The 22,385-nt window shown below is 64.7% G+C and carries 23 protein-coding genes; 10 read left to right on the top strand and 13 right to left on the bottom strand.

What is annotated here, in order from left to right; genetic code table 11:
• The first annotated feature begins 86 nt into the window (after positions 1 to 86).
• The 3 genes from LB525_RS19405 (at position 87) to LB525_RS19415 (ending at position 2,469) form a co-directional block, all read left to right on the top strand.
• A complete protein-coding gene (locus tag LB525_RS19405) occupies positions 87 to 605 on the top strand; it encodes a gamma-glutamylcyclotransferase (RefSeq protein ID WP_224545969.1) in 519 nt (172 codons plus the stop codon).
• A gap of 211 nt (positions 606 to 816) precedes the next feature.
• A complete protein-coding gene (locus LB525_RS19410) occupies positions 817 to 1,764 on the top strand; it encodes an aldo/keto reductase (RefSeq protein WP_224545971.1) in 948 nt (315 codons plus the stop codon).
• An 84-nt stretch (positions 1,765 to 1,848) separates the two neighbouring features.
• Positions 1,849 to 2,469, top strand: coding sequence for a LysE family translocator (locus LB525_RS19415; RefSeq protein ID WP_224545972.1), 621 nt, complete (start codon positions 1,849 to 1,851; stop codon positions 2,467 to 2,469).
• Between the two features lie 4 nt (positions 2,470 to 2,473).
• Here LB525_RS19415 and LB525_RS19420 read toward each other — a convergent pair whose 3' ends face one another.
• Together LB525_RS19420 and LB525_RS19425 are read right to left on the bottom strand one after the other, a co-directional pair.
• On the bottom strand, positions 2,474 to 3,268 hold the full coding sequence (locus LB525_RS19420; RefSeq protein WP_224545974.1) for a lysophospholipid acyltransferase family protein: 795 nt from the start codon (positions 3,266 to 3,268) through the stop codon (positions 2,474 to 2,476).
• Between the two features lie 81 nt (positions 3,269 to 3,349).
• Positions 3,350 to 4,252, bottom strand: coding sequence for a LysR family transcriptional regulator (locus LB525_RS19425; RefSeq protein WP_224545976.1), 903 nt, complete (start codon positions 4,250 to 4,252; stop codon positions 3,350 to 3,352).
• A gap of 101 nt (positions 4,253 to 4,353) precedes the next feature.
• Here LB525_RS19425 and LB525_RS19430 point away from each other — a divergent pair, with 101 nt between their 5' ends.
• Complete coding sequence (locus tag LB525_RS19430) at positions 4,354 to 4,968, top strand: pyridoxamine 5'-phosphate oxidase family protein (protein ID WP_224545978.1); 615 nt, start codon at positions 4,354 to 4,356, stop codon at positions 4,966 to 4,968.
• On the opposite strand, the gene LB525_RS19435 is transcribed toward LB525_RS19430, so the two are convergent.
• The 3 genes from LB525_RS19435 to ftsE form a co-directional block, all read right to left on the bottom strand.
• Positions 4,965 to 5,693: a YdcF family protein gene (locus tag LB525_RS19435; protein WP_224545980.1), complete on the bottom strand. Its 729-nt coding sequence runs from the start codon at positions 5,691 to 5,693 to the stop codon at positions 4,965 to 4,967. The genes LB525_RS19430 and LB525_RS19435 overlap by 4 nt on opposite strands.
• Positions 5,694 to 5,850: 157 nt before the next feature.
• A complete protein-coding gene (locus LB525_RS19440; RefSeq protein ID WP_095767469.1) occupies positions 5,851 to 6,837 on the bottom strand; it encodes a cell division protein FtsX in 987 nt (328 codons plus the stop codon).
• A complete protein-coding gene (gene ftsE, locus LB525_RS19445) occupies positions 6,830 to 7,489 on the bottom strand; it encodes a cell division ATP-binding protein FtsE (protein WP_027167480.1) in 660 nt (219 codons plus the stop codon). The genes LB525_RS19440 and ftsE overlap by 8 nt, the downstream gene beginning before the upstream one ends.
• Before the next feature lie 180 nt (positions 7,490 to 7,669).
• Here ftsE and LB525_RS19450 point away from each other — a divergent pair, with 180 nt between their 5' ends.
• The 3 genes from LB525_RS19450 (at position 7,670) to LB525_RS19460 (ending at position 9,475) form a co-directional block, all read left to right on the top strand.
• A complete protein-coding gene (locus LB525_RS19450; protein ID WP_224545982.1) occupies positions 7,670 to 8,302 on the top strand; it encodes a hypothetical protein in 633 nt (210 codons plus the stop codon).
• Positions 8,303 to 8,480: 178 nt separating this feature from the next.
• Positions 8,481 to 9,023: a hypoxanthine phosphoribosyltransferase gene (hpt, locus tag LB525_RS19455; RefSeq protein WP_095767471.1), complete on the top strand. Its 543-nt coding sequence runs from the start codon at positions 8,481 to 8,483 to the stop codon at positions 9,021 to 9,023.
• Between the two features lie 80 nt (positions 9,024 to 9,103).
• Positions 9,104 to 9,475, top strand: coding sequence for a response regulator (locus tag LB525_RS19460; protein WP_224527434.1), 372 nt, complete (start codon positions 9,104 to 9,106; stop codon positions 9,473 to 9,475).
• Here LB525_RS19460 and LB525_RS19465 read toward each other — a convergent pair.
• Positions 9,458 to 10,423 (bottom strand): DMT family transporter, encoded by a 966-nt coding sequence (locus LB525_RS19465; RefSeq protein ID WP_224545984.1) that lies wholly within the window; start codon positions 10,421 to 10,423, stop codon positions 9,458 to 9,460. The two genes, LB525_RS19460 and LB525_RS19465, sit on opposite strands and share 18 nt — an antisense overlap.
• A gap of 187 nt (positions 10,424 to 10,610) precedes the next feature.
• Between LB525_RS19465 and LB525_RS19470 the strand changes: the two genes are divergently transcribed.
• Positions 10,611 to 11,495 (top strand): LysR family transcriptional regulator, encoded by an 885-nt coding sequence (locus LB525_RS19470; protein ID WP_095767564.1) that lies wholly within the window; start codon positions 10,611 to 10,613, stop codon positions 11,493 to 11,495.
• Here the strand turns inward: LB525_RS19470 and LB525_RS19475 are convergent.
• From LB525_RS19475 to argH, 6 genes are all read right to left on the bottom strand, one after another.
• The gene (locus LB525_RS19475; RefSeq protein ID WP_224545986.1) at positions 11,492 to 12,094 is read right to left on the bottom strand and encodes a 2-hydroxychromene-2-carboxylate isomerase; all 603 of its coding nucleotides are present in this window, start codon (positions 12,092 to 12,094) and stop codon (positions 11,492 to 11,494) included. The two genes, LB525_RS19470 and LB525_RS19475, sit on opposite strands and share 4 nt — an antisense overlap.
• Positions 12,095 to 12,165: 71 nt before the next feature.
• A complete protein-coding gene (locus LB525_RS19480) occupies positions 12,166 to 14,775 on the bottom strand; it encodes a TIGR02302 family protein (protein ID WP_224545988.1) in 2,610 nt (869 codons plus the stop codon).
• Between the two features lie 115 nt (positions 14,776 to 14,890).
• The gene (locus tag LB525_RS19485; RefSeq protein ID WP_224545990.1) at positions 14,891 to 15,832 is read right to left on the bottom strand and encodes a threonine/serine dehydratase; all 942 of its coding nucleotides are present in this window, start codon (positions 15,830 to 15,832) and stop codon (positions 14,891 to 14,893) included.
• A gap of 28 nt (positions 15,833 to 15,860) precedes the next feature.
• Positions 15,861 to 17,129: a diaminopimelate decarboxylase gene (lysA, locus tag LB525_RS19490; RefSeq protein WP_224545992.1), complete on the bottom strand. Its 1,269-nt coding sequence runs from the start codon at positions 17,127 to 17,129 to the stop codon at positions 15,861 to 15,863.
• Positions 17,130 to 17,184: 55 nt separating this feature from the next.
• Positions 17,185 to 17,391 (bottom strand): lipoprotein, encoded by a 207-nt coding sequence (locus tag LB525_RS19495; protein ID WP_095767477.1) that lies wholly within the window; start codon positions 17,389 to 17,391, stop codon positions 17,185 to 17,187.
• Between the two features lie 153 nt (positions 17,392 to 17,544).
• Positions 17,545 to 18,945: an argininosuccinate lyase gene (argH, locus tag LB525_RS19500; protein ID WP_224545994.1), complete on the bottom strand. Its 1,401-nt coding sequence runs from the start codon at positions 18,943 to 18,945 to the stop codon at positions 17,545 to 17,547.
• Between the two features lie 33 nt (positions 18,946 to 18,978).
• On the opposite strand from argH, the gene tlpA reads away from it, so the two are divergent.
• Entirely contained in the window at positions 18,979 to 19,662 is a 684-nt protein-coding gene (gene tlpA / locus LB525_RS19505) for a thiol:disulfide interchange protein TlpA (protein WP_224545996.1), read from the top strand.
• Between the two features lie 9 nt (positions 19,663 to 19,671).
• Here the strand turns inward: tlpA and LB525_RS19510 are convergent, their stop codons facing one another.
• Positions 19,672 to 20,712: an endonuclease/exonuclease/phosphatase family protein gene (locus LB525_RS19510; protein ID WP_224545998.1), complete on the bottom strand. Its 1,041-nt coding sequence runs from the start codon at positions 20,710 to 20,712 to the stop codon at positions 19,672 to 19,674.
• Positions 20,713 to 20,952: 240 nt separating this feature from the next.
• Here LB525_RS19510 and LB525_RS19515 point away from each other — a divergent pair, with 240 nt between their 5' ends.
• A complete protein-coding gene (locus tag LB525_RS19515) occupies positions 20,953 to 22,305 on the top strand; it encodes an extracellular solute-binding protein (protein ID WP_224546000.1) in 1,353 nt (450 codons plus the stop codon).
• The last annotated feature ends 80 nt before the right edge of the window (positions 22,306 to 22,385 follow it).

Genomic DNA, 22,385 nt, shown 5'->3' on the forward strand with positions numbered 1-22,385 from the left:
TTTACCAATACGCAAACAAGCGGGGGCCAGAAGAAGCACCTCGGCGGTGCGGTGTCGTTCACTCGAATGCGATCAGGCTTGGCGATATGGGCGATTTTTGGGTTTTTGGCTATGGGTCGCTGATCTGGCGGCCCGGATTCGCCCATGTCGAGACGCGCCGCGCCCGGCTTTACGGCTATCGCCGCTCGCTTTGCGTCTATTCCTTCGTGCATCGCGGCACGCGCGCGCGGCCGGGCCTGGTGCTCGGCCTCGACCGGGGCGGCTCCTGCGTCGGCCTCGCCTACCGTGTTCCCGGCAATTTGCGCGACGAGGTGCTTTCCTATCTGCGCGAACGGGAATTGGTGACCAGCGTCTATCTCGAACGCATGCTCGATGTCCGATTGGATGGCGGCTCGGTCGAGGCAGTCACCTACATCGTCGACCGCCAGCATGAGCAATATGCCGGCGCCCTCGATGCCGATCATGCGGCCAGGATCGTTCGCGGCGCCGTCGGCCAATCCGGCCGGAACGAGGACTATGTCTTGAGCACGCTCGAGCATCTCGAGGCGCTCGGCATCCGCGATCACTGGCTGGAGGAGGTGGGCCGTCGGGTCGCGTCTTCGTGACGCGCATTTTCGGCGAAATAATTTCGCCTCCAATGCTCTATCTCTTTGTTTTACGCAATTCCAGACGCAAAACCGCGACGCAGTTTTGCTGGAATTGCTCTGGTCCGATCAAAAAACAAAACCATGCCTTTGACCTCGCCCGGCCGCGACCTAGCTTAGCGGCATCCCATCCTTGGGCGTCAGGCCCGTTCCAGCATCACGGAGATCAGTCTTGCAGAAACGTCGTCTCGGTCGCACCGACCTTTCCATCGCGCCGCTGGTCCTGGGCGGCAACGTCTTCGGCTGGACCGCCGACGAGAAGACCTCCTTCGACCTGCTCGACCGGTTCATCGCTGCCGGCTTTAACGCCGTCGATACGGCCGATGCCTATTCGCGCTGGGTTCCCGGCAACAAGGGCGGCGAATCGGAAACGATCATCGGCAACTGGATGAAGAGCCGCGGCAACCGCGATCAGGTCATCGTCATCACCAAGGTCGGTTCGGACATGGGCCAGGGCAAGCGCGATCTCTCCGCTGCCTATATCGAAAAGGCGGTCGACGCTTCACTGAAGCGGCTGCAAACCGATGTCATCGACCTCTATCTGTCGCACTGGCCGGATCCGGCCACGCCTTACGAGGAAACGCTCGGTGCCTATCAGCGGCTGCTCGAAAAGGGCAAGATCCGCTATCCCGGCTGCTCCAATCTCGATGCCGGCCAGCTGCGAGCCGCGCTCGACGTCGCCAGCCTGCGCAGCCTGCCACGTTACGAGGTGCTGCAGCCCGAATACAATTTGTACGACCGCTCGTCGCTCGACGGACCGCTGCTCGACCTCTGCAAAGCCGAGGATATCGGCGTCATCACCTATTTCAGCCTCGCCAAGGGATTCCTGAGCGGCAAATACCGCAGCAAGGCCGATCTCGGCCAGAGCGCGCGCGGCGAAGACGTCGCCGAATATCTCAACGAGCGCGGCATGCGCATCCTTTCCGCGCTCGATGCCGTGGCCGAGCGCCATGCGGCCAAGCAGGCGGAGGTGGCGCTGGCCTGGATCATCGCGCGGCCGGGCGTCACCGCGCCGATCGCCAGCGCCACCACGCCGGCCCAGATGGATAGCCTAATCCGCGCCGCGTCGCTCAAACTTTCGGCCGACGATATCGCGGCATTGGACCGGGCCAGCGCCTGAGACGGGCGCTGCGCACGAACGTCCAAGACGGCCATGACGATCCCTCCTAAATCCTGTCGCATCGCGGCGGCAGGAGGGTTCGGCATGGCCGATGGCATCTTGAACGAGGCGCAGACCTGGCAGCAGGTGCTGGCGCTTATCGTGGCGGCGACGGTCGTCATGGGCAGTCCGGGACCTGCGACGATCAGCGTGACCGCCGTCGGCGCGGCTTTCGGTCTGCGTCCTTCCCTGGGTTACACGTCTGGCGTGGTGCTCGGCACGATAGCCGTGCTTCTGGCGGTGGCGGGCGGGATTTTCGGCATGCTGACCTCGGTGCCGGGAGTGGCGCCGGTGCTGGCGGTCGCCTCGGCAGGCTACATCCTTTATCTCGCCTTCAAAATAGCGACAGCGCCGCCATTGGCCGGGCGCGGAAGCACGGCGACGAAGCCTGATTTCCTTGGCGGTTTCATGCTCGCCGTCGCCAACCCGAAAGCCTATGTGGCGATTGCAGCGGTTTTCGTCGGCGCCGCGGCGCAGGCCGATGCGCTCGGCGTCTCCACCAGGTTGCTGGTGCTTGCCGCGATGATCGTCGCCATCCACGTCGTGTGGCTGCTTGCCGGAACGGCGTTCGCGCGCGTCCTGCGCCATCCGCTGGCCTCGCGGATCATCAACCTGGTGTTTGCCGCCACGCTGGTGCTGACGACCCTGCTTGCGGTGCTGCGGTAGCCGATCAGCTCTTCGCGGTTACGCCGAGTTCCGCCAGCCGCTTCACCGCCGTCGGCGGCATGGGCGGCGGGTTCGGCGCCTGCGCGGCCTCGACGAGCATCTGGTCGCAGGCGGCTTCGGTCTCGCCGATCAGCCGCTGCATGAATTCCTCCTTGCCGAGCCCTGGCGGGATCGGCGGCAGGAAGCGGGCCTTGATGGTGCCCGGATAGCGCAGGAACTTGCGGCGCGGCCAGTAGAGACCGGCAACATGAGCCACCGGGACCACAGGAACGCCGAGCTGCGTGTACAGCTCGACAATGCCGTATTTGTAGGACGGCTCGGCGCCCGGCGGGCGACGGGTGCCTTCGGGATAGATGATGAGCTGGCGCGGATTGCGGTTCATCTCCTGCCTGGTCGCGACGACGACCGCCTTCAGCGCTTTCGAACGGTTGCCGCGGTCGACCGGGATCATGCGCATCTTCAAGATGTACCAGCCGAAAAAGGGGATCCAGGTCAGCTCGCGCTTCAGGATGTAGAGCGCGTCGTCGAGATAGGGGAAGAAGGCGATCGCGTCCCAGAAGGACTGATGCTTCGGCGCCAGGATGAAGGAGCCTTCGGGCAGGTTCTCGACACCCGTGATCTCGCTCTTCGTCGCGGCGATCTTGTCATAGAGCCACATCGAGGTGCGCGACCAGAATTTCGGCACGAACCAGGCGCGGTGGCGCGGCGACAGGAAATAGAAAGGCGTCCAGAAAATCATCTGGACGATCAGGCTGAGATAGAAGACGAAGTTGAACGCCAGCGAGCGGATGATGAGCATGCAAGGGGCCCGTGAGGAAGTGTGCGTTGGTTACACCAAGCGGCGGCAAAAAGGAAACGCCGCCATTGTCGAATGGTGCCGCTAGAGTGACCGAGCCAGCCGTTCCTTGAGACGCGGCGCGGCGAAATCGAGGAAGGCGCGCAGCTTTACCGGTAGCCGGCCCTGGCCGGCATGGACGAGGCTCACCGGCCAGGGCGGCGGTTCGAAGGCCTGCAGCACCAGCCGCAGCGCGCCGGCGCGCACGGCGGCATCGGTCTGATAGGAGAGCACTTTCGTCAGGCCGAGCCCGGTAATCGCGGCATCGATGGCCGCTTCGGCGGTGTTGACTTGCAGGCGCGAGCGAACAGGGATTGTCGTTTCCGTCTTGCCGGTTCCGAAGCTCCATGCCGCGGGAGCGGCGAGACCTTCGAAGGTGACACAGTCGTGGCCGGCAAGGTCTTGCGGGGTCGTCGGCGTGCCATGCAAGGCGAGATAGGCGGGGCTTGCGCAGACGACACGGCGGATCGAGCCGACGCGGATCGCAACCATCGCCGAATCCGGCAGCTCGCCGATGCGCAGGGCGAGATCGATATGCTCCTCGACCAGTTGGGTGATCCGGTCCGACAGGGTCAAGCGGACATCCACTCGCGGGTAGACGGCGAGAAAGTCGGCGATCACCGGCAGCACATGCAGGCGGCCGAACACGACCGGCGCCGTGATGACCAGCTCGCCGGTCGGGCTCGAATATTCGCCGGCAGCATCGCGCTCGGCCTCGCCCACCTCGTCGAGGATGCGACGGCAGGCGGCAAGATAGGACTGGCCGGCATCGGTCAGCGTCAGGCGCCGCGTCGAGCGGTTGAGCAGACGCGTCCCCAAATGCTTCTCCAGTTCGGAAAGCTTGCGGCTCACCGTCGGCAGCGGCACGCCGGCGCGCTTGGCTGCAGCGGAAAGGCTGCCGGCCTCCACCGTGGCAACGAACAGGGACATAGCGTCGAGGCGGTCCATTATTCTTCCGAAATATGGAAAGATAGATTGCAAACATGCTCTCTACATCCGGTTTTCGGAAGAGCCTAATTGATGTGCGATCCTGTCCGCGGAGCGCCAGCATGAATGAATTCACCAGCGACGTCGCCTTCACGCCTACCGTCAAGGCCATCCAGTCCCGCAAGGGGTCGCGCAATTCCTATGCGCGCGTCGAGCAGCACGGCGGCTGGCGGGCAACGATCGCTCCGGATCTTGCTGCCTTCATCGAAGCACAGACCAGCGTGTTCCTGGCGACGGCCAACGCCGAAGGCCAGCCCTACATCCAGCATCGCGGCGGGCCGGCCGGTTTCCTCAAGGTGCTGGACGAGCACATGATCGGCTTTGCGGACTTTTCCGGCAATCGGCAGTTCATCACCCAGGGCAATCTCGAGGACAATGACCAGGCCTTCCTGTTCCTGATCGACTATATGCTCCGGCAGCGCATCAAGATCTGGGGCCGGGCGCGCGTCGTCGAGAATGACCCGGAGCTGACGGCGAAGCTGATGCCCGCGGACTACAAAGCACGGCCGGAGCAGGCGATCCTGTTCACGGTATCAGCCTGGGATGCCAATTGCCCGCAGCACATCCCGCAGCGCTTCGAGGCGGCGGATGTCGCGGCCGCACTTGCCGAGCGCGACCGGCGCATCGCCGGCCTGGAGCAGGAGATTGCGCGCCTGCGCACGCCAGGCGAAGTCTAATTCTTCACCACCGTCGAGGCTTCGGCGAGCGCGACGCCCTCGGGCGTCGTGCGAAGCGGCAGGAAGCCGCGCGCCAGCGACAGCACATATTTGCTGTATTCGGTCAGCAGCACGCGCAGCGCTTCCGGCTTGGTCAGCCAGCCGCCATTGCCGAGATTGGTGTTGACCACCGGATAGGGCTCCAGGCGTGCGCCATGCAGCAGCCGGCCCATCTCGAGCAGGCTGCGCGGCATGTGGTAGTTGTTGGTCACGATGATGATGCTGCCATAGGCGTGGTTTTCCACCCATTTGGCGCTTTCCTCGGCATTGCCGATGGTGTCGAGCGCGGCGCGGTCGATATCGACGCAGCAGGAAAAGAGCTGCTTGTCGCCGCCCATCGCCGCCTGCAGCTGGCGTTTGGTTGCCGACGGATGGACGCCGCTGATCAGCAGCCGTTCGCCCTTGCCGGAGGCCAACAGGTCCATCGCCGCGTCGAGCCGCGACTGCCCGCCGGTGAGCACGATGATGGCGTCGGCCCTGGCCGGATTGGCCGGAGTCGTCATATGGCTAACCTTGTCGGCAAACCAGCCGAAGCCGCCGGCAAAAAGCACCAGCGCGGCGAGAGCCACGAAACCGCAGACGCGCAGCGCGAGCCTCAAACGACCGAACCCGGCGAAGGCAGCGCTGCGCACACGCATCGCCGGCATTCGTCCAGCTGTCTCGATCGAATCCCGCGCTTCCATCATCCCCAGGTTAATCCTGAAAGCCTCTAATGGTTAACTCCGAAATGCGGCCGTTGATAGGTGAGACGGCGCACATTGCGTTACGGCAGGTATCCCGCGTGTGATCATTGTTTTGGTTGTTTATAGCGCTTTGCGCCGGTTTCCGGATTGATCTCATGGGTCAGCCCGCATCCGGCTGGCGAACGTCGATGTCGCTGAGATAGGCGACGACGGTCGCATGCGAGGTGGCCGCGGTCAGCGCGCCGATCACCAGCACCATCAGACCGACGCCGAAATAGCCGGCTGAGCCGATGGCGAAATTGCCGAACAAAGCGGTTGCCTGGTCGGCCTGGGGCGTCGCCATGTTGCGCGACGACCACCAGGAAAAGACGATGAAGACGGCGATCGCCAGGGCGCCGCCGGCGGCCGCGCCCTTCATGCCGGTGACCAGGAAATGCCAGCGGAATTCGCGCGCGATGAAGCGCGCCTCGGCGCCGACGAAATGCAGCACCTCGATGATGTGGCCGTTGCCGGCCATGGCGCCGCGTGTGGCGAACACCACCGTCAGCACGGTTGCCGACAGCATCAGCACCAGAACGGCAATGCCGATCGTCACGGTCGTGCGCGCCATGGCAACCAGCCGGTCGACCCAGGTGCGGTGATCGTCGAGTGCCGCGGTCGGTATTTTCGGCGTGATGGCGGCGCGCATGGCGGCAAAATCGGGCGGGCTGGCCTCGTCGATGGTGACGATGATGAGACGCGGCACCGGCAGCTCGTCAATGTTGAGGCCGCTGCCCAGCCACGGTTCCAGAAGACGCGCGGTCGCGTCGCGGTCGATGATCTTGGTGCCCTTCACGCCGGGGAACTCGCTGGCGATCTGCGAGGCCTGCGCAAGGGCCGCCTCCATGTCCAGACCGTCGGCCGGCTTAATCTGGATCGTCGCCTCGCGCGATATCTGGTTCTCCCAAACGGAGGCGGTATCGCGCACCAGCGTCACGGCGCCGAAGGTGAGGCAGGACAGGAAGGTCATGATGGCGATGACCAGCACCAGCGCCCGTCCAGCGATGTTCTGCGCGGGCACGATCGGCGCCGTCTTGCGCTGGACACGCCGGACCGTCGTCTTCTCGAGCGTTTCGTGCTGGAGGTGATCGGCCGGAAGGTCAGTCATAAACGTCCAACCTTCCACCGGCCAGGATCATGCGACGCGCATCGACCTGTTCCATCAGGCCGAGGTCGTGGGTGGCGATCACCACGGCGGTGCCCAGCCGGTTGAGCTCGATGAACAGTCTTAGCAGCCTGCGCGCCAGCGGCGGATCGACATTGCCGGTCGGCTCGTCGGCAAGCAGGATCTCCGGCTGTTCGATCAAGGCCCGGGCGATCGCGGCGCGCTGCTTCTCGCCGCCCGACAGCACCGGCGGCAGCACATGCATACGGTCGCCGAGCCCGACCCATTTCAGCAGCTCGGTGACGTCGGTGCGGTAGCTCGCTTCCTCGCGCCCGCGCACGCGCAAGGGCAGCGCGACATTCTCGTAGGTCGTCATATGGTCGAGCAGGCGGAAGTCCTGGAACACCACGCCGATGCGGCGGCGCAGCAGCGGCAGCTCGCCGCGCGAAATGCGCGAGCGGTCCTTGCCGAAGATGGTGATCAGGCCGCGCGTCGGCTTCAGCGACATGAACAAAAGGCGCAGCAGGGTCGTCTTGCCGGCGCCCGAAGGGCCGCTCAGGAACTGGAAGGAGCGCTCCGGAATGTGCAGGGAGATGTCCCGGAGGATCTCCGGACCCATGCCATAGCGGAGGCCGACATTTTCGAAGCGGATCACGTTCGGCGACCTGGAAACTCTCGGCGGCGACGCGCCACAATCTACTCTAACAGACCATCGGCCGGCATGGTTAACCGGCGGTTAATTTGCAACGTCCAGCATGCATCAAAGCCATTCCGGTGGGGAAGCGTTAACCAATTGCGTTTACGCAAAAGAAACGAAGACTGCACTGGTGCCGTAATGGCTGACGAGAGAACCGCGCGCCCTGTTTCCGGCGAAATCATGACCGGCACGGCAACAAATGCCGTGCCGGGACGCGTCATGCTCGATGCGGTCGACATCGTCGATGCCGACTATGTGGTGCTGCCGCGTTTTGCCGCTTATCCAGAATCGGCACCGCCGCCGCAGATGCCGTCGACGCCATCGATCGGCGGCATGGGCATGCTGCGCAGACCGGAGGCGGCGCCGTCGCGATCCTCGCGTGGCAATCCGTTGTTCTGGATAGCCGGCGCCGGCATAGCGCTCGCATCCTTCTGGGTGTCGGGTGGTCATGCGCTGGTCCGGCAAAGCCCCCTTTGGACGACCGCCGCGCCGGCGAGCGCGCTCACCATCTCCGGCGTGACGTCGCGCATCGATGCGTCGGGATTGAAGCCGGTGCTGTTCGTGGATGGCGAGGCGGCGAATGACGGGATGAAATCGGAAACGCTGCCGCCGCTCGAAATTCGCGTCACCGATAACAACGCCAATATCATCCGCTACAGGCTGGGGACATCGAACCGTTCGCTGGGCCCGGGCGAAAGATTCGGCTTTTCGAGCCGCCTCGATGTGCCTAAAGACGGCGTCAGGACAGTCTCCGTAATCTTCGCCGGCTAGGTGTGTCGATAGTCAGGTGAGGCCGGCCTGCGAACGACGGCTTCCTTCGCTTCCGGTGCTCACGTACTTCAAGTACGCTCCGCTCCGGTTCTCGGAAGCCATCGTTCTCGACTCGGCCTGACCTGAATCTCGACACACCTAGCGCCTGGCGTCCTAGGTGGTTTTGAAGGACAAAAGAATGCCAGTTGTACGCGGCAAGGACATCGAGGTCCTGTTTTCGGCGTCGGCGATCGCGCGCCGCAATCTCGAGCTCGCCAAGGAAATCGCCGGGCGCGATTACCACGACCTGCTGGTGATCTCGATCCTCAAGGGCTCGTTCGTCTTCGCCGCCGATCTCATCCGCGCCATGCATGATGTCGGCCTGTCGCCGGAAGTCGAGTTCATCTTCATCTCCAGCTACGGCGCCGGCACGACCAGCGGCGAGGTCAGGGTGCTGCGCGACATCGACAACGAAGTCGCCGGCCGCGACGTGCTGTTGATCGACGACATACTCGAATCCGGCAAGACGCTTTCCTACACCCGCGACCTGATGCTTTCGCGCGGCGCCAAGAGTTGCGCCATCGCGGTGCTGCTCGACAAGCGGATGCGCCGCCAGACCTCGCTCAACGCCGATTATGTGGGCTTCGACTGCCCGGACTATTTCGTCGTCGGCTACGGCATGGATGTGGCCCATGCGTTCCGCGAGCTGCCGTTTGTCGGGGTGGTGAAAGGCGACGCCTGAGAAGGCGGCGCCATTCCGAAAAACCGCCGATCGTTAGAATTTTCAGAAAACATCAACGTTTCGGCGGCATCTATCTCGGCATGGCAAAGCTTCTGATCGTCGAGGACGATGAGTCCGTCCGCACCCTCGCTGCCCGCGCGCTCGAGCGCGATGGCCATAATGTCACCATCGCCACCGACGGCGCGCAGGGGCTGGACATGATCCGGCAGGCGCGCGGCGGTTTCGATCTGGTGGTGTCCGACATCCGCATGCCGGAGATGGACGGCATCGAGATGGCGACATCGGCTGCAAGAGAGTTCCCGACGATGCGGATCATGCTGATGACCGGCTATGCCGACCAGCGTGAGCGCGCCGAGGAGCTCAACGGCATCATCCTCGACGTCGTGCAGAAGCCGTTCACGCTTGCCGAGATCCGTGGCCGCGTCGGCAAGGCATTAAGCTGCTTCGCTTGATACCGCATCGGCCGTGACAGCGGCGGCCGGCGCCGCACTTCGCCGACGTCCGCCGCTGAGCGCAAGCAGGCCGGCGCCGATGATCAGCGCCGCGCCCAGCACCGTGGTTTCACGCGGCACTTCGGCGAAGAACAGGAAACCCCACAGCGGCGACCACAGGATGCCGGTATATTCGAACGTGGCGACGCGATTGGCCGGCGCCATCCGGTAGGCCTGCGAGAGCAGGATCATGCCGGCGGACGCGACGAGGCCGCAGGCGGCCATCTTCAGGAAGTCCGGCATTGTCGGCCATACCCATGGCCGCACCAGGAATTCGACGCTCGGATGCGCCGCATGGGTGATGCCGGCAAGGTGGAAGACGGTTGCGACGGCGATGGCGCCGCTGAGATAGGCGCCGTTCTGATAGAAGGCCATTACGGTCGATGATTCGGTGTCGCCGATACGGCGCGCCATCAGTTGCGAGAAGCCGTAGAGGAAGGCCGAGCCCAGCGACAGCAGCGCCGCCCAGTCGAACACGCCGGCGCCGGGACGCACCATCACAATCACGCCGACTAGGCCGATCAGCACCGTCGACAGCATCTTCCATGAGACGCGCTCGCCGAGATAGGGACCGGCCATCGCCATGATGAAAAGCGGCGCCATGAAATAGAGCGCCACCGCATCGGCCAGCGGCAAGGCGGCGATCGCCAGATAATAGACCGTGTAGGACGAGAACTGGATGAAGGCGCGCAGCGTCAGCATGCCTGCCCGCTTCGACAGCACCGCCTTCAGGCCGACATCGGCCTGAACGAGCACGATCAGGATCGGCAGCGCGACGATGGCGCGGATCGCCATCACCTCGGTCACCGGATAGCCGCCCGAAACCGCCTTCACCAGCGGATCCTGCAGTGAAAAAACCAGCACGCCGAGGCAGAGGCTCAGAATGCCAAGCACCGTCCGGTTCTGCATGATCTATCCAGCGAAAAAGAACCCGCCACCATTTTCAGGCAGCGGGTACGAGTGAGGACTCTTCGATTGGTCCGCGACCGATTTCGCGGCCGCATATCCAATGGGTGTCATGACTATCCTGCGGCGTTTGACATCTGGCAAACGAATTGGAATGATGCCAGCAATCAACTTTGCTTATGGCGACTCGATGCGACCGGTCCTCGACAGCGATCTCTTGCGCACCTTCGTGGCGGTGGCCGAAACCGGCAATTTCACCCGCGCGGCGGAGAAAGCCGGGCGCACGCAATCGGCCGTGTCCATGCAGATGAAGAAGCTGGAGGACATGGTCGGCGACAATCTGTTCGAGCGCGGCTCGCGCGGCGTGGCGCTGACGCGCCGCGGCGGCGAGCTCATCGCCAACGCGCGCCGCATCGTCTCGCTGCTGGACGAGACCGCTGCCTCCCTGGTGGCGCCGCCGCTGGGCGGGCTGGTGCGCATCGGCATTCCGGCCGAGTATGGACGTTCGATCCTGTCGCGGGCGCTGGGCGAATTCGCCAAGCGCCATCCGCGCGTCGAGGTCACAGTGCGCTACGCGCATTCGGATTCGCAGGTGCGGGCGCTCGCGGCCGGCGAGCTCGACCTCGCGGTGGTGTTCGAATGGGAGGGCTCTTCCGGCGGCGAGGTGCTGATGCACGACCCGACGGTCTGGGTGACGTCGACGCTGCACCACATGCATGAGGAACGGCCGGTGCCGATCGCGCTCTACAGCCGCAACGGCTGGTGCCGCGACTTCGCCATCAAGTCGCTGCAGCAGCGCGGCCTCGACTACCGCGTCGCCTACACCAGCGACACCAATGGCGGCCTGACGCTCGCCGTCACGTCCGGCCTGGCGATCGCGCCGATCTCGCGCAGCAACATCCCGCCTGATTGCCGCGAACTGACGGCCGCCGACGGTTTCGGCGACATCGATTCCTCCAACGTCGTCCTGCACCGCAATCCGCTGGCGACCGGCGAAGCGATCGACGGCATGGAGAACGCCATACGCGAGGCGTTCATGCTGACCCGGCAGGCTGGCGCGGCGGCCGGGCTTTAGTCCGGCGGGCCACTTTCAATCTGCCTGAGCCAGCGCATGGCATCATCCAGGCGATCGTCGCCCCAGAACAGCTCGCCGTCGACGACGAAACTCGGCGAGCCGAAAATGCCGAGCGCCTTGGCTTGTTCGGTCGCGGCGGCGAGATCAGCCTTGGCGGCATCGCTGTCGGCCTCCCGCAGGATCGGTTCCGGTTTCTGCCCCGCTTTCTTGATGCTTGCCGAGATGTTCGGCTCGCTGCCGGCCGGCTCACCCATCTCGAACCAGCGTCGGTAGCTCTCCCTGGCATAGGCCTCGCACCAGCCCTCCCGCGCGGCAATGACGGCGACGCGATTGGCGCGCTCAAGTTCGGCAAGCGGGTAGGGCGCGGGCAGCTTAGGCACCATCCTGTACATCGCCGCGCGACGCTCTATGTCGCGCCACATATAGGCGGCCTTCACCGGCTTCTTGGCGAAGGGGATATTGTCCATCTCGATCATGATCGAGCGCACGTTGAATGGCCGCCAGCGGAACTCGATGCCGGTCTCAGCCTGGATCTTCGCCAGTCGCATCACCGAAAGGTAGGTGTAAGTGCTGCCGATGGAAAACCAGAAATCGATCATCGCCCCATGCTCTCGGCCATGACGCTACCGGTTCTGAATGTGCAGGGCAATCTCGCAACGCCGATGACGGGCTATTTCAGCTCCAGCAGCCGCTCGAGATAGCTGCGCTCGATATCGGGGCTGAGCGCGTTGCCGAGCCGTTTGCGGATCGCGTCGAGGATCTGGCGCGCGCGCTGGACGTCGATCTCGTCCGGAACCTTGACCGAGGTGCCGTCATCGGGACCGTTGGTGGCGCGCGGTCGTCCCAGCGGATCGCGGTCGGCGTCCTGCTGGCGGCCGCCCTGCTCGCTGCCGCCCTGATCGCCCTGCATGGCCTGCATCTGCTTCATCATTTCCTTGGCGCCGCGGCGCAGCGCTTCCAGTGCGCGGCCCTGGTGGCCGACGGCCTGGTCACCGTCGCCCTGACCGAGCGATTGTTCGGCATTGCCCATCGATTTACCGGCCTCGCCAAAGCCCTCATTGGGCTCCATGCCCAGGCCTTCGAGGCCTTTCTTCAACTGATCGAGCTCGCTCTGCAACTGGCCCTGGCCTTCCTGCAGCTGCTTCAGCGCATCGGCCAAATCCTTTGGCGACATTTTCGGCCGGCCCAGCGGATCGCGGTCCTGGCCGGGACCCGGCCGCTGCTGGTCGTCGGACTGGCCCTGTTCGCCATCCTCGCCAAGCTGCTGCTCGCCGCCTTCGCCACGCTGCCCGCGCTGCATCTGGTCCAGCCGGAAGGTGTCGTTCATCATTTCCTGCTGGCGGCGCATGATGTCGCCGAGCTTGTCCATCTGCTGGCGCATCTCGCTGTCCTGCTCGCCGCCCGGCTGCTGGCGGCCGGCCTGCAGATTGTTCATCATGTCCTGCAGCTCGGAGAGAAGCTGCTGGGCCTTGTCGCGATCGCCCGATTTGGCCAGATTCTCGATCTGGTCCATCATGCGGTCGATATCGCTCTGGCGCAGCTCGCGGCCGTTCTGCTGCATCTGCGGCGCGTTCGGGTTCTGCTGCGCGCGCTGGGCGAATTCCTGCAGGAACTGGTTCATCGCCTCGCGCAATTCCTTCATCGCCTTTTCGATCTCCTGATCGCTGGCGCCGTTCTTGATGGCGTCCTGCAACGCCTGCTGCGCCTGGCGCAGCCGCCGCTCGGCGGCCGACAGATTGCCTTCCTCAATGCCGAGCGCGATCTCCCACAGATAGGACACGACGTTGCGCAACTGATCGTCGCTCTCGGAGAGCTTCAGCCGGCTCCTCGCGCTCATGATGGCGAGATAGTTCGACATGTTGTCGAACGTGTCCTCGGGCCGCAGCGTGACCGCATCCATCAGGTCGAGAACGCGCGGCTTGGCATTGGTGTCGAGCGCCACCAGCCGGCGCTGTTCGATCACCGCTCTAGCCAGCGGATTGGCGAAGGGCCGCTCCGGCATGACAAGCGTTTTGGTTTCACTGGTGGCCGTGTGGCCGGCGTCGTCCGTGGCGGTGAGCGTCAGCTTAATGTTGCTGCCGGCCCAGACATGCTCGGTCAGGTCCTTGGTCGTCTTGGCCGCGCTCGGCTTGCCGCCGCGGCGCGGCAACGTCAATGGCATGTCGGGCGCGCCGTAAAGCGGATGCGCGTTGGTGGCGGGCGGATCCGACAGCTCGAAAACGGCCTTGGCGGAGGCTGCACCGTAGTCGTCGGCGATCTCGTAATTGAGCTCGATGGCGCCGTTGACGGCGCGCTTCGGCTCGCCGACGAAGCGGATCGTCGGCGGCTTGTCGGGAATGACGGCAAAGGCCCAGTGGCCGAGATCGCCTTCGCCGGATTTCAGCGTCAACGTACCGTTGGTGTTCAGCTTGCTGGAGAACTGGCGCACTTTTGGTGCGGTCTGGCCGGCGGCAGGCGCGGGATCTTTCGGCGCGGCGGGCTCGATGGCGCGGTCATTGCCGCCTTGATCGGCATAGCTCAGCGTCTCCTCGCCCGAACCGCCGGTGACGCGCAGCGAGATGTCGCTGCCTTGCGGAACGGAAAAGGTCTGGACGGCCTGGTTGGCATCGGCCGTCAGGAACACCGGGGCCTTGCCGGTGTAGGCAGGCGGCGTCACCCAGGCGTCGATGCGCGGGGGCACGGCATCATGCGAGGCGCGCGCGACGAAACCGTCGCTGACCCTGCCGCCAAAGGGTCCGAAGGAGAAGGCAAGCGCCGTGACGAACAGCAGCCCCGCCACGGCGCGCAAGCCCCAGCGGTCGTAGTCCGGCACGCCGGTGCGCGGCCGGTCGGCGCCGAGGCTCGAAAGCCGCTCGGCCATGCGCTTTTGGTGCTCGCGCCACAGCGCCTGCGAGAAGATGCTCTCGGCGCCGCTCGGCCGGTCGGTCTGCACCTGCACCGGGCTGTGTAGCAATTCGTTCGCCGCCTCGATGCGCCTGTCGATCTCGGCGGCCGAGGGCATGCGGAAGAAGCGCAGCGGGTAGAGCGCGGCGACCGCCGCCAGCCCGAACAGGATCAGAAGGCCGACGCGCGCCGCGTCGGGCAGGCGCGGGAACAGGCCAAACCACGAAAAGCTGAAGAACAGGCTGGCGACGACCAGCAGCGGCAGCACGAGCGGCCAGGCGCGCTCGAAGGTCATGGAGGCCCGCGTCGCCAACCGGCTGAGCGCCAAGCGCCCTGCAAAGCCGCGTCCATCGCTGGCCCGGCTGCGTTCGCCGCTGGAAATGGGTCGTTCGGTCATCGGCCCTTCCTGCCCGGGCACGATAGCCCGGACGTCATCGCCAGAAGGATACCAGCAAACACGGCAAAGGCGAGGCGGGTTCCAAAAAACGTGAAGCGGTTTGGCCGGGTTATGATCAGAAATTGGCGAGATTCGTGTTCGAGCCGCAGACGAGGACGGCCACGCGCTCGCCGTCTCCGGGCACATAGCGTCCGGAAAGCATGGCGGCGAAAGCGGCGGCGCCGCCCGGCTCGGCGATGATTCGCACGCGGTCCCACAGCGCCTTCTGCGCCGCGACGATGTCGTCGTCGCTGACCAGGATCGAGCGCTCGACGAAGGCCTCGGCGATCGGAAACATCATCTCGCCGACGCGCTTCGGCGCGAGCGAATCGGCGGCAATGCCTTCGGCGGGCGCATCGACCGGCTCGCCGGCCTCCAGGGCGCGGTAAAGCGTCGGCGCTCCCTCGGGCTCGATGGCGACGATGCGGATGCGCCCCGAAAACCAGGCCGCGATGCCGCCGATCAGGCCGCCGCCGCCGACCGCGACCAGCAGCGTGTCGATCCCAGGCAGATCGGCCTCGATCTCCAGGCCGAGCGTGCCCTGGCCGAGCAGCGTTTCCTCCTGGTTGAAGGCGTGCACCTGCAAGGCGCCGGTTCTGGCCGCGAAGTCTTCGCTGGCGGCCAGCGCTTCGGCATAGCGCGCGCCGCCGACGACCAACTCGGCGCCGTAGCCGCGAATGCGCGCGAGCTTCGCCGGTGGGCTGACTTCGGGCACGAAGATGGTCGCCTTGTGCCCGAGCTTCATGGCGGCGTAAGCGACGGCGGCACCATGATTGCCGCCGGAAGCGGCGACCACGCCGGCTTCGGGCACTTGGCGTTCGAGCAGGTTGGTGAAGGCGCCGCGCGCCTTGAACGAGCCGGAATGCTGGAGGCATTCGAGCTTCAGGTCGACCGGAAAGGCGGCCCGGTCGAAATCCGCCATGTCGATGCGCATGACCGGCGTGTGACGCACATAGGGCCGGATGCGCGGCTCCACGGCGGCGATGCGTTCGCGCGTGATCGTCTTTTTTTCCAGCATGGGCAGCTCCTTAAGGCGCGCCGCTCGGTTACTTCAGCCAGTCGGGGACCGAATCCAATCCAATCAGGTTCTCATAGGTCTGGCGCGGCCGCACGACATGAAAACGGTCGCCGTCGACCAGCACCTCGGGCACCAGGAGCCTGGTGTTGTAGGTGCCGGCCTGCACCGCGCCATAGGCGCCGGCGGTGGAAACCGCGATAAGGTCGCCCGCCTTCAGCTTTGGTAGGTCGCGGTCGAGACCGATGAAGTCGCCGGTCTCGCAGACCGGGCCGACGACGTCGACCTTCATGCGCGGCGTAGAGGCGGGCGGCTGCACCACCGGCCTGATGTCGTGGAAGGCGTCATAGAGCGTCGGCCGGATCAGGTCGTTCATGGCGGCGTCAACGACGAGGAAGTTCTTGGCGTCGCCTCCCTTCACGTAGATGACCTCAGACACGAGGATGCCGGCATTGCCGACGATCAGGCGGCCGGGCTCGAACATCACCTTCAGCCCGAGCTTGGTGACGTGCTTCCTGACGATTTCGGCGTAAGCGTCGGGCAAAGGAGGCGGGCTGTTGTCGACGCGGTAAGGAATGCCGAGGCCGCCGCCGAGATCGACATGCTCGATCGCATGCCCGTCGGCGCGCAGCGCTCCGACCAGTTCGACCAGCAATGCGAAGGCATCGTCGAAAGGCTGCAATTCGGTGATCTGGCTGCCGATATGGGTGTCGATGCCGGTCACCCTGATGCCCGGCAATTGAGCCGCGCGGGCATAGACCTGCCGCGCGTGCTGCCAGGGGATGCCGAACTTGTTCTCGGCCTTGCCGGTCGAGATCTTCTTGTGGGTCCTTGCATCGACATCCGGATTGATGCGCAGCGAGACGGGCGCCACCTTGCCGAGGGCCACGGCGCGCGCCGACAAAAGCTCCAGCTCAGGCTCGGATTCGACGTTGAAGCAGAGAATGCCGGCCGAAAGCGCAAAGTCCATCTCGCGCGCCGTTTTGCCAACGCCGGAAAACAGGATCTTGCCGGCCGGGATGCCGGCGGCCAAAGCGCGGCGCAATTCGCCTTCGGAGACCACGTCGGCGCCTGCGCCCTGCCTGGCCAGCGTCCTCAGCACGGCCTGGTTGGAATTCGCCTTCATGGCGTAGCAGACCAGTGCGTCGAGGCCGGAAAAAGCCTCCTTGAAGACGCGGAAATGCCGGGTCAGCGTCGCGGTCGAATAGCAATAGAAGGGCGTGCCGACCTCGGCTGCGATGTCGGGAATGGCGACGTCCTCGGCATGAAGCACGCCGTCGCGGTAATCGAAATGGTTCACGGGTGTTGGTTCCGGAAAGTTGAAGCTCGATGAGACCGGGTCGATCTCACCGGCTCTACAGCAGGGGATCGAGGATGAACTTCCTGTCCTTGACGGGTTTTTCCGGCTCGGGCGGCACCGGCTGCTTGGCGCGTTCGGCATCCTTGCGCGCCTGCTCCGCCGCCTCATAAGGCGTGTCGAGGCCGGTCTTCCTGCCGCAGGCCGTGACGGTGACTACCGCAGCCAGCAGCGCCAGCGTCACCAAAATCCTGCTACGGGTCATCGATCCATCCGTTCGAAACTGATTGCGTGCTGCGCTTTTAGCCGAGTTCTCAGCGCTTTGCATCCCGGCAATTTAAAGCGCGGCGCGCTTTAAATCTTTGTTTTGATGCATGTCCTTCTCCCAGAACCGCTACGCACTTCTGGGCGACATGCATTAAGCCTTGGCGAGCCGCTTTTTCCAGTAGCGGATCTGCTTTCGCACTTCCGACGGCGCGGTGCCGCCGAAGCTGGTGCGGCTCTTCACCGAATTCTGCACGGCAAGCACCGAGAAGATGTCGTCGGTGATGCCCGAATGGATCGAGCGCAGGTCGTCCAGCGAGAGCTTTTCCAGCCCGAGCTTCTTCTCCTCGGCCAGCGCCACGGCGCGGCCGGTGACATGATGAGCCTCGCGGAAGGGGAGGCCCAGATTGCGCACCAGCCAGTCGGCTAGGTCGGTCGCGGTGGCGTGGCCGGCGCCTGCGGCCTTCTTCATGGCGGCGGCGTTGACGGTCATGTCGCGCACCATGCCGGCGGTCGCCGCCAGCATCAGGTCGAGCGTCTCGGCGGCGTCGAAGACCGCTTCCTTGTCCTCTTGCATGTCCTTGCCATAGGTCAGCGGCATGCCTTTCATCACGGTCAGCAGGCCGACGAGATGGCCGTTGACGCGTCCGGTCTTGCCGCGCACCAGCTCTGCAGCGTCCGGGTTCTTCTTCTGCGGCATGATCGAGGAGCCGGTGGAGAAGGAATCCGACAGGCGGATGAAGCCGAATTGCGGCGTCGACCAGATGATGATCTCCTCGGCGAGCCTGGAGAGGTGCGTCGCGCAGATCGCGGCGAGGCTCAGGAACTCGAGCGCGAAATCGCGGTCCGAGACGCTGTCGAGGGAATTGCGCGTCGGCTCGCGGAAGCCCAGCGCCTTCGCCGTCATGTGGCGGTCTATGGAAAAGCTGGTGCCGGCAAGGGCCGCGGCGCCCAGCGGGCTTTCGTCCATGCGCTCGATGGCGTCGCGGACGCGCGAGAGGTCGCGGCCGAACATCTCGACATAGGCCATCAAATGGTGGCCGAAGGTCACCGGCTGCGCCGCCTGCATATGGGTGAAGCCGGGCATGACGGTTGCCGCATGTTCCTCGGCGCGTTCCAGGAACGCGGCGATCAGGTCCTTCAGCCCCCGGGCGACGCGCTGGCATTCCTGCTTGACCCAGAGCCGCAGGTCGACCGCCACCTGGTCGTTGCGCGAGCGAGCGGTGTGCAGGCGTCCCGCCGCCGGGCCGATAAGGTCGGCAAGGCGGGCCTCGACATTCATGTGGATGTCTTCGAGCTTGGTCGAGAATTCGAACGTGCCTGCCTCGATCTCTTTCAGGATCGTGTTCAGTCCGTGAGCGATTTTTTCTTGATCGGCGGCCGAAATAATGCCCGTTTCAGCCAACATCTCGCTATGGGCGATCGATCCGCTTATGTCCTGCGCATAGAGCTTGCGGTCGAAGCCGATCGACGCATTGATCGCTTCCATGATCGCGGCCGGACCCGAGGCAAAACGTCCGCCCCACATCTGGTTGCTGGCCTTCTTGTCGCTCATCGCTATAACCCGTGCTCCGGAGCAGTTTTGAAAATGGCAGACGGCAAGAGATTGTTTTTTCCGACTACGCGCCTCATCCTCGCCGCTTTGGTGGCGGGCGTGCTGGCCGGCGCGGTCGCGGTATATGTCAGCGAGAGCGGTTCTGGCAACAACGCTCCCGAGAAGGCCGTCGCGGTCGCCGGCAAGGACGATGCCGCCTGCGCGCCAAAGGCCGCCCGCGCCAAGCAGGTCGCCGCCAAGGCCGTCGGCCAGGTCGCGGCCCTGCAGCCCGCCGATCCGCCGCAATCGCTGAAGAGCTTGGCCTTCAACGGCCCCGACGGCAAGCCAATGACAATCGCCGACTATGCCGGCAAGACCGTGCTGCTCAATCTCTGGGCCACATGGTGCGCGCCGTGCCGCGCAGAGATGCCGGCGCTCGATGCGCTGCAGAAGGAAAAGGGCAGCAATGCCTTCGAGGTCGTCGCGGTCAATGTCGACACCGGCGACGACGCGAAGCCGAAGAAGTTCCTCAAGGAAATCGGCGTCGAGACGCTCGGCTTCTATCGGGACCCGACGATCGCGCTTTTTAACGAGGCAAAGACGCGCGGACTGGCGTTAGGGCTTCCGGTGACCATGCTGATCGACGCGGACGGCTGCCTGATCGCGCATATGAACGGCCCGGCCGAATGGTCGAGCCCCGACGCCAAGCGGCTGATGGAAGCGGCGCTCGCGCCGTGATCGTGGCCGCTATCTTACCCGCACCGTAACCACCAGCGCCTCGTGGTCGGCGCTCGGGCTGCCGTCCGGCAACACCGCCGGCAGTGTCTCCGGTGCGCTTGCCGCAAGGCCGCGGGTGAAGAACCAGTCGATATGGCCGGTGGGCGTGCTGTCGCCCGCCGGGCGCCGCTGCGTCGGCTTGTCGAACGCATTGGCGTCGCGCCAATCGTAGCCGCGCCCGGCCATGACGGCGAAGAGGGGCTCGTGGCGGTCGGGGCACATCAGCCGGTTCGGCTCGGCATCGATGCAAGCCTGCCATGCTGCCGGGTCGGTGTGACGCTCTTCATAGGTTGCGGTCAGCGTGTTGAAATCGCCGCCGATCAGGACCGGCGCTTCGGCGTCATACCTGTCGATGGCGTCGAGGAGGTGGCGCGTCTGGTCGGCACGGCCGGCAGGCGTCGTACGGTTCTCGAGATGCACCGAGACGACGGTGACGCGGCGGTCGCCGACCATCACCTGGCCGCCAAGCGCCATGCGGCCTCCGACGCGCGGCTGGCCGTGCTCCGGCAGGAACCAGGCGCCGGCCGCATCCAGCCGAACGAGGAAAGGCCGCAGCAGCGGGACGGCGCTGGTTATGGCGTTGCCATGGAAGCCCTCAACGTTCTCGGCGCCGCCATTTGCCGCTTGCTCCGCCTCATTGCCGGTGCCGAGTTCGAGGAACTCGACGCCATAGGCATAGGAATGGCCTAGACGATCGGCAAGCCGGCTCAGAAGATGGCCGTTGCCGGAGCGCGCCATGCCCTTGTCGACTTCGGACAGCAGCACGACGTGCGGCGCCCGGCCGGCGATCGTAGTAGCGATGGCATCGACATGACGCAGCCGCTCGACGTTCCAGGCCATGACGGTCAGGCTTTCGCCGGCGCTCTCGCGCGACGCCTTGCCGCCGATCTCGATCTCGCCGAGGGCGGGAACGGCGGCGGCGTGGCGCAGATGGGCGGCGCTGTCGCGCGGTCCGTCCCGCATGGCGTTGCGGGCGGCGACGGGCACGTGCGTGAGCTGCGGGACCAGCATGTCTCTTCTCATCCAGTTAGCCGGTTAATCACGGAGGCCTTTTCTCCGCCTGGCGGCGCCCTAGCTCTCTAAAGCGCCGATGTGACGTTTTCATGCCGGCGCGACCGCTGCCAGGGGAGGAGAGACTGGCTGTCCACGAGGGCTTCGAGCCCACAACAGAACTGTCACATACCTTCTCTATGAGAGCGGGCAAGGACTTGCGCAAAACCTTGTCACACTGCCACTCAAGAGGGAAAAACCATGACGATCTTCAAGCGGGGCTTTGCCGCCCTTGCCGCCGGCGCGCTCAGCACCGCGCTTGCGGTTCCTGCATTTGCGGAGCCGGTCAAATTCGATTTCTGGTTCGGTCTTTCGGGCGATCTCGCCCGCGTCGTCGACACGCTGTGCAAGAACTTCAACGATTCCCAGAAGGACTACCAGGTCGTCTGCACCAGCCAGGGCAATTACGACGCCACGCTGCAGAACACGATCGCCGCCTTCCGCGCCGGCAAGCAGCCGACCCTCGTCCAGGTCTATGACGTCGGCACTGCCACCATGATGCTGTCGGGCGCCTACAAGCCCGCCGACAAGCTGATGGAGGAGAACGGCTACAAGATCGACTATAGCGACTATTTCCCAGGCATCGCCCGCTACTACGCGACGTCGAAGGGCGAGATGCTGTCCTTCCCGTTCAACTCGTCGACGCCGCTGATGTACTGGAACAAGGACGCCTTCGCCAAGATCGGCAAGACCGAGGCGCCGAAGACCTGGGAAGACGTCGCCGCCGACCTCAAGGCGCTGAAGGACGCCGGCTATGATTGCCCGATGGCGATCAACATCTCGGCCAATGAAAGCTGGCAACTGATGGAGCAGTTCTCGGCGCTGCACAACCAGCCGATCGCCACCAAGAACAATGGCTATGACGGTCTCGACGCTCGTCTGGAAGTCAACAAGACCAAGTTCGTCCAGTACGTCACCGATCTCAAGAAGTGGTATGACGCGGGCCTGGTCAAGATCAAGTCCAAGGACCTCGGCCAGGACATGGTTCAGGCCTTCGCCACCGGCACCTGCCAGCTCATCCTGACCTCGGTCGGCGATCACGGCACCGTCGGCCGCACCCAGAAGGAAGGCATGAAATGGGACGTGGCCGAGCTGCCGGTCTATGCCGGCACCGAGCGCAAGAATTCGCTGGTCGGCGGCGCTTCGCTGTGGGTGCTGTCGGGCAAGTCGGACGCGGAATACAAGGGCGCGGCAGCGTTCCTCAACTTCATTCACGATCCCAAGACCGCTTTGTTCTGGTCGACCAACACCGGCTATATCCCGGTGACGAAGTCGGGTTTCGATTTCATGAAGTCCAACGGCTTCTACGAAAAAGCGCCCTATAAGGGCCGCGAAGTGGCGATCGCCAGCCTGACCGCGTCGGAGCCGACCGAGATCACCCGTGGCATCCGCCTCGGCAACTTCACCCAGATCCGCGCCGAGTTCGGCACGCAGATGCAGGCGATCTTCGCCAACAAGGTCAGCGTGCAGGAAGGCCTCGATGCGCTGGTCAAGAATGGCGACGCGATCCTCGAGCGCTTCCAGCAGACCTATCCGGGTAAGACCCTGCCCTGATCCCGGATACTGGAACGGCCGCCCGCCGAGCATCGACGGGCGGCCATTTCATATGGGTTTTTGATTTGGGCATGTCTTTG

Origin of the sequence: Mesorhizobium sp. CA16 (genome assembly GCF_020165175.1) — a bacterium.
GTDB lineage: Bacteria > Pseudomonadota > Alphaproteobacteria > Rhizobiales > Rhizobiaceae > Mesorhizobium.

Bases quoted from the DNA above. Each gene is read 5' to 3' on its own strand.
- LB525_RS19470 (WP_095767564.1), top strand. From the start codon at position 10,611: ATGCGACCGGTCCTCGACAGCGATCTCTTGCGCACCTTCGTGGCGGTG.
- LB525_RS19450 (WP_224545982.1), top strand. From the start codon at position 7,670: ATGGCTGACGAGAGAACCGCGCGCCCTGTTTCCGGCGAAATCATGACC.
- LB525_RS19460 (WP_224527434.1), top strand. From the start codon at position 9,104: ATGGCAAAGCTTCTGATCGTCGAGGACGATGAGTCCGTCCGCACCCTC.
- LB525_RS19425 (WP_224545976.1), bottom strand. From the start codon at position 4,252: ATGGACCGCCTCGACGCTATGTCCCTGTTCGTTGCCACGGTGGAGGCC.
- tlpA (WP_224545996.1), top strand. From the start codon at position 18,979: ATGGCAGACGGCAAGAGATTGTTTTTTCCGACTACGCGCCTCATCCTC.
- argH (WP_224545994.1), bottom strand. From the start codon at position 18,945: ATGAGCGACAAGAAGGCCAGCAACCAGATGTGGGGCGGACGTTTTGCC.
- LB525_RS19495 (WP_095767477.1), bottom strand. From the start codon at position 17,391: ATGACCCGTAGCAGGATTTTGGTGACGCTGGCGCTGCTGGCTGCGGTA.
- LB525_RS19480 (WP_224545988.1), bottom strand. From the start codon at position 14,775: ATGACCGAACGACCCATTTCCAGCGGCGAACGCAGCCGGGCCAGCGAT.
- LB525_RS19415 (WP_224545972.1), top strand. From the start codon at position 1,849: ATGGCCGATGGCATCTTGAACGAGGCGCAGACCTGGCAGCAGGTGCTG.
- LB525_RS19405 (WP_224545969.1), top strand. From the start codon at position 87: ATGGGCGATTTTTGGGTTTTTGGCTATGGGTCGCTGATCTGGCGGCCC.
- LB525_RS19420 (WP_224545974.1), bottom strand. From the start codon at position 3,268: ATGCTCATCATCCGCTCGCTGGCGTTCAACTTCGTCTTCTATCTCAGC.
- LB525_RS19475 (WP_224545986.1), bottom strand. From the start codon at position 12,094: ATGATCGATTTCTGGTTTTCCATCGGCAGCACTTACACCTACCTTTCG.
- LB525_RS19430 (WP_224545978.1), top strand. From the start codon at position 4,354: ATGAATGAATTCACCAGCGACGTCGCCTTCACGCCTACCGTCAAGGCC.
- LB525_RS19510 (WP_224545998.1), bottom strand. From the start codon at position 20,712: ATGCTGGTCCCGCAGCTCACGCACGTGCCCGTCGCCGCCCGCAACGCC.
- LB525_RS19465 (WP_224545984.1), bottom strand. From the start codon at position 10,423: ATGCAGAACCGGACGGTGCTTGGCATTCTGAGCCTCTGCCTCGGCGTG.
- hpt (WP_095767471.1), top strand. From the start codon at position 8,481: ATGCCAGTTGTACGCGGCAAGGACATCGAGGTCCTGTTTTCGGCGTCG.
- LB525_RS19440 (WP_095767469.1), bottom strand. From the start codon at position 6,837: ATGACTGACCTTCCGGCCGATCACCTCCAGCACGAAACGCTCGAGAAG.
- LB525_RS19435 (WP_224545980.1), bottom strand. From the start codon at position 5,693: ATGATGGAAGCGCGGGATTCGATCGAGACAGCTGGACGAATGCCGGCG.
- LB525_RS19515 (WP_224546000.1), top strand. From the start codon at position 20,953: ATGACGATCTTCAAGCGGGGCTTTGCCGCCCTTGCCGCCGGCGCGCTC.
- LB525_RS19485 (WP_224545990.1), bottom strand. From the start codon at position 15,832: ATGCTGGAAAAAAAGACGATCACGCGCGAACGCATCGCCGCCGTGGAG.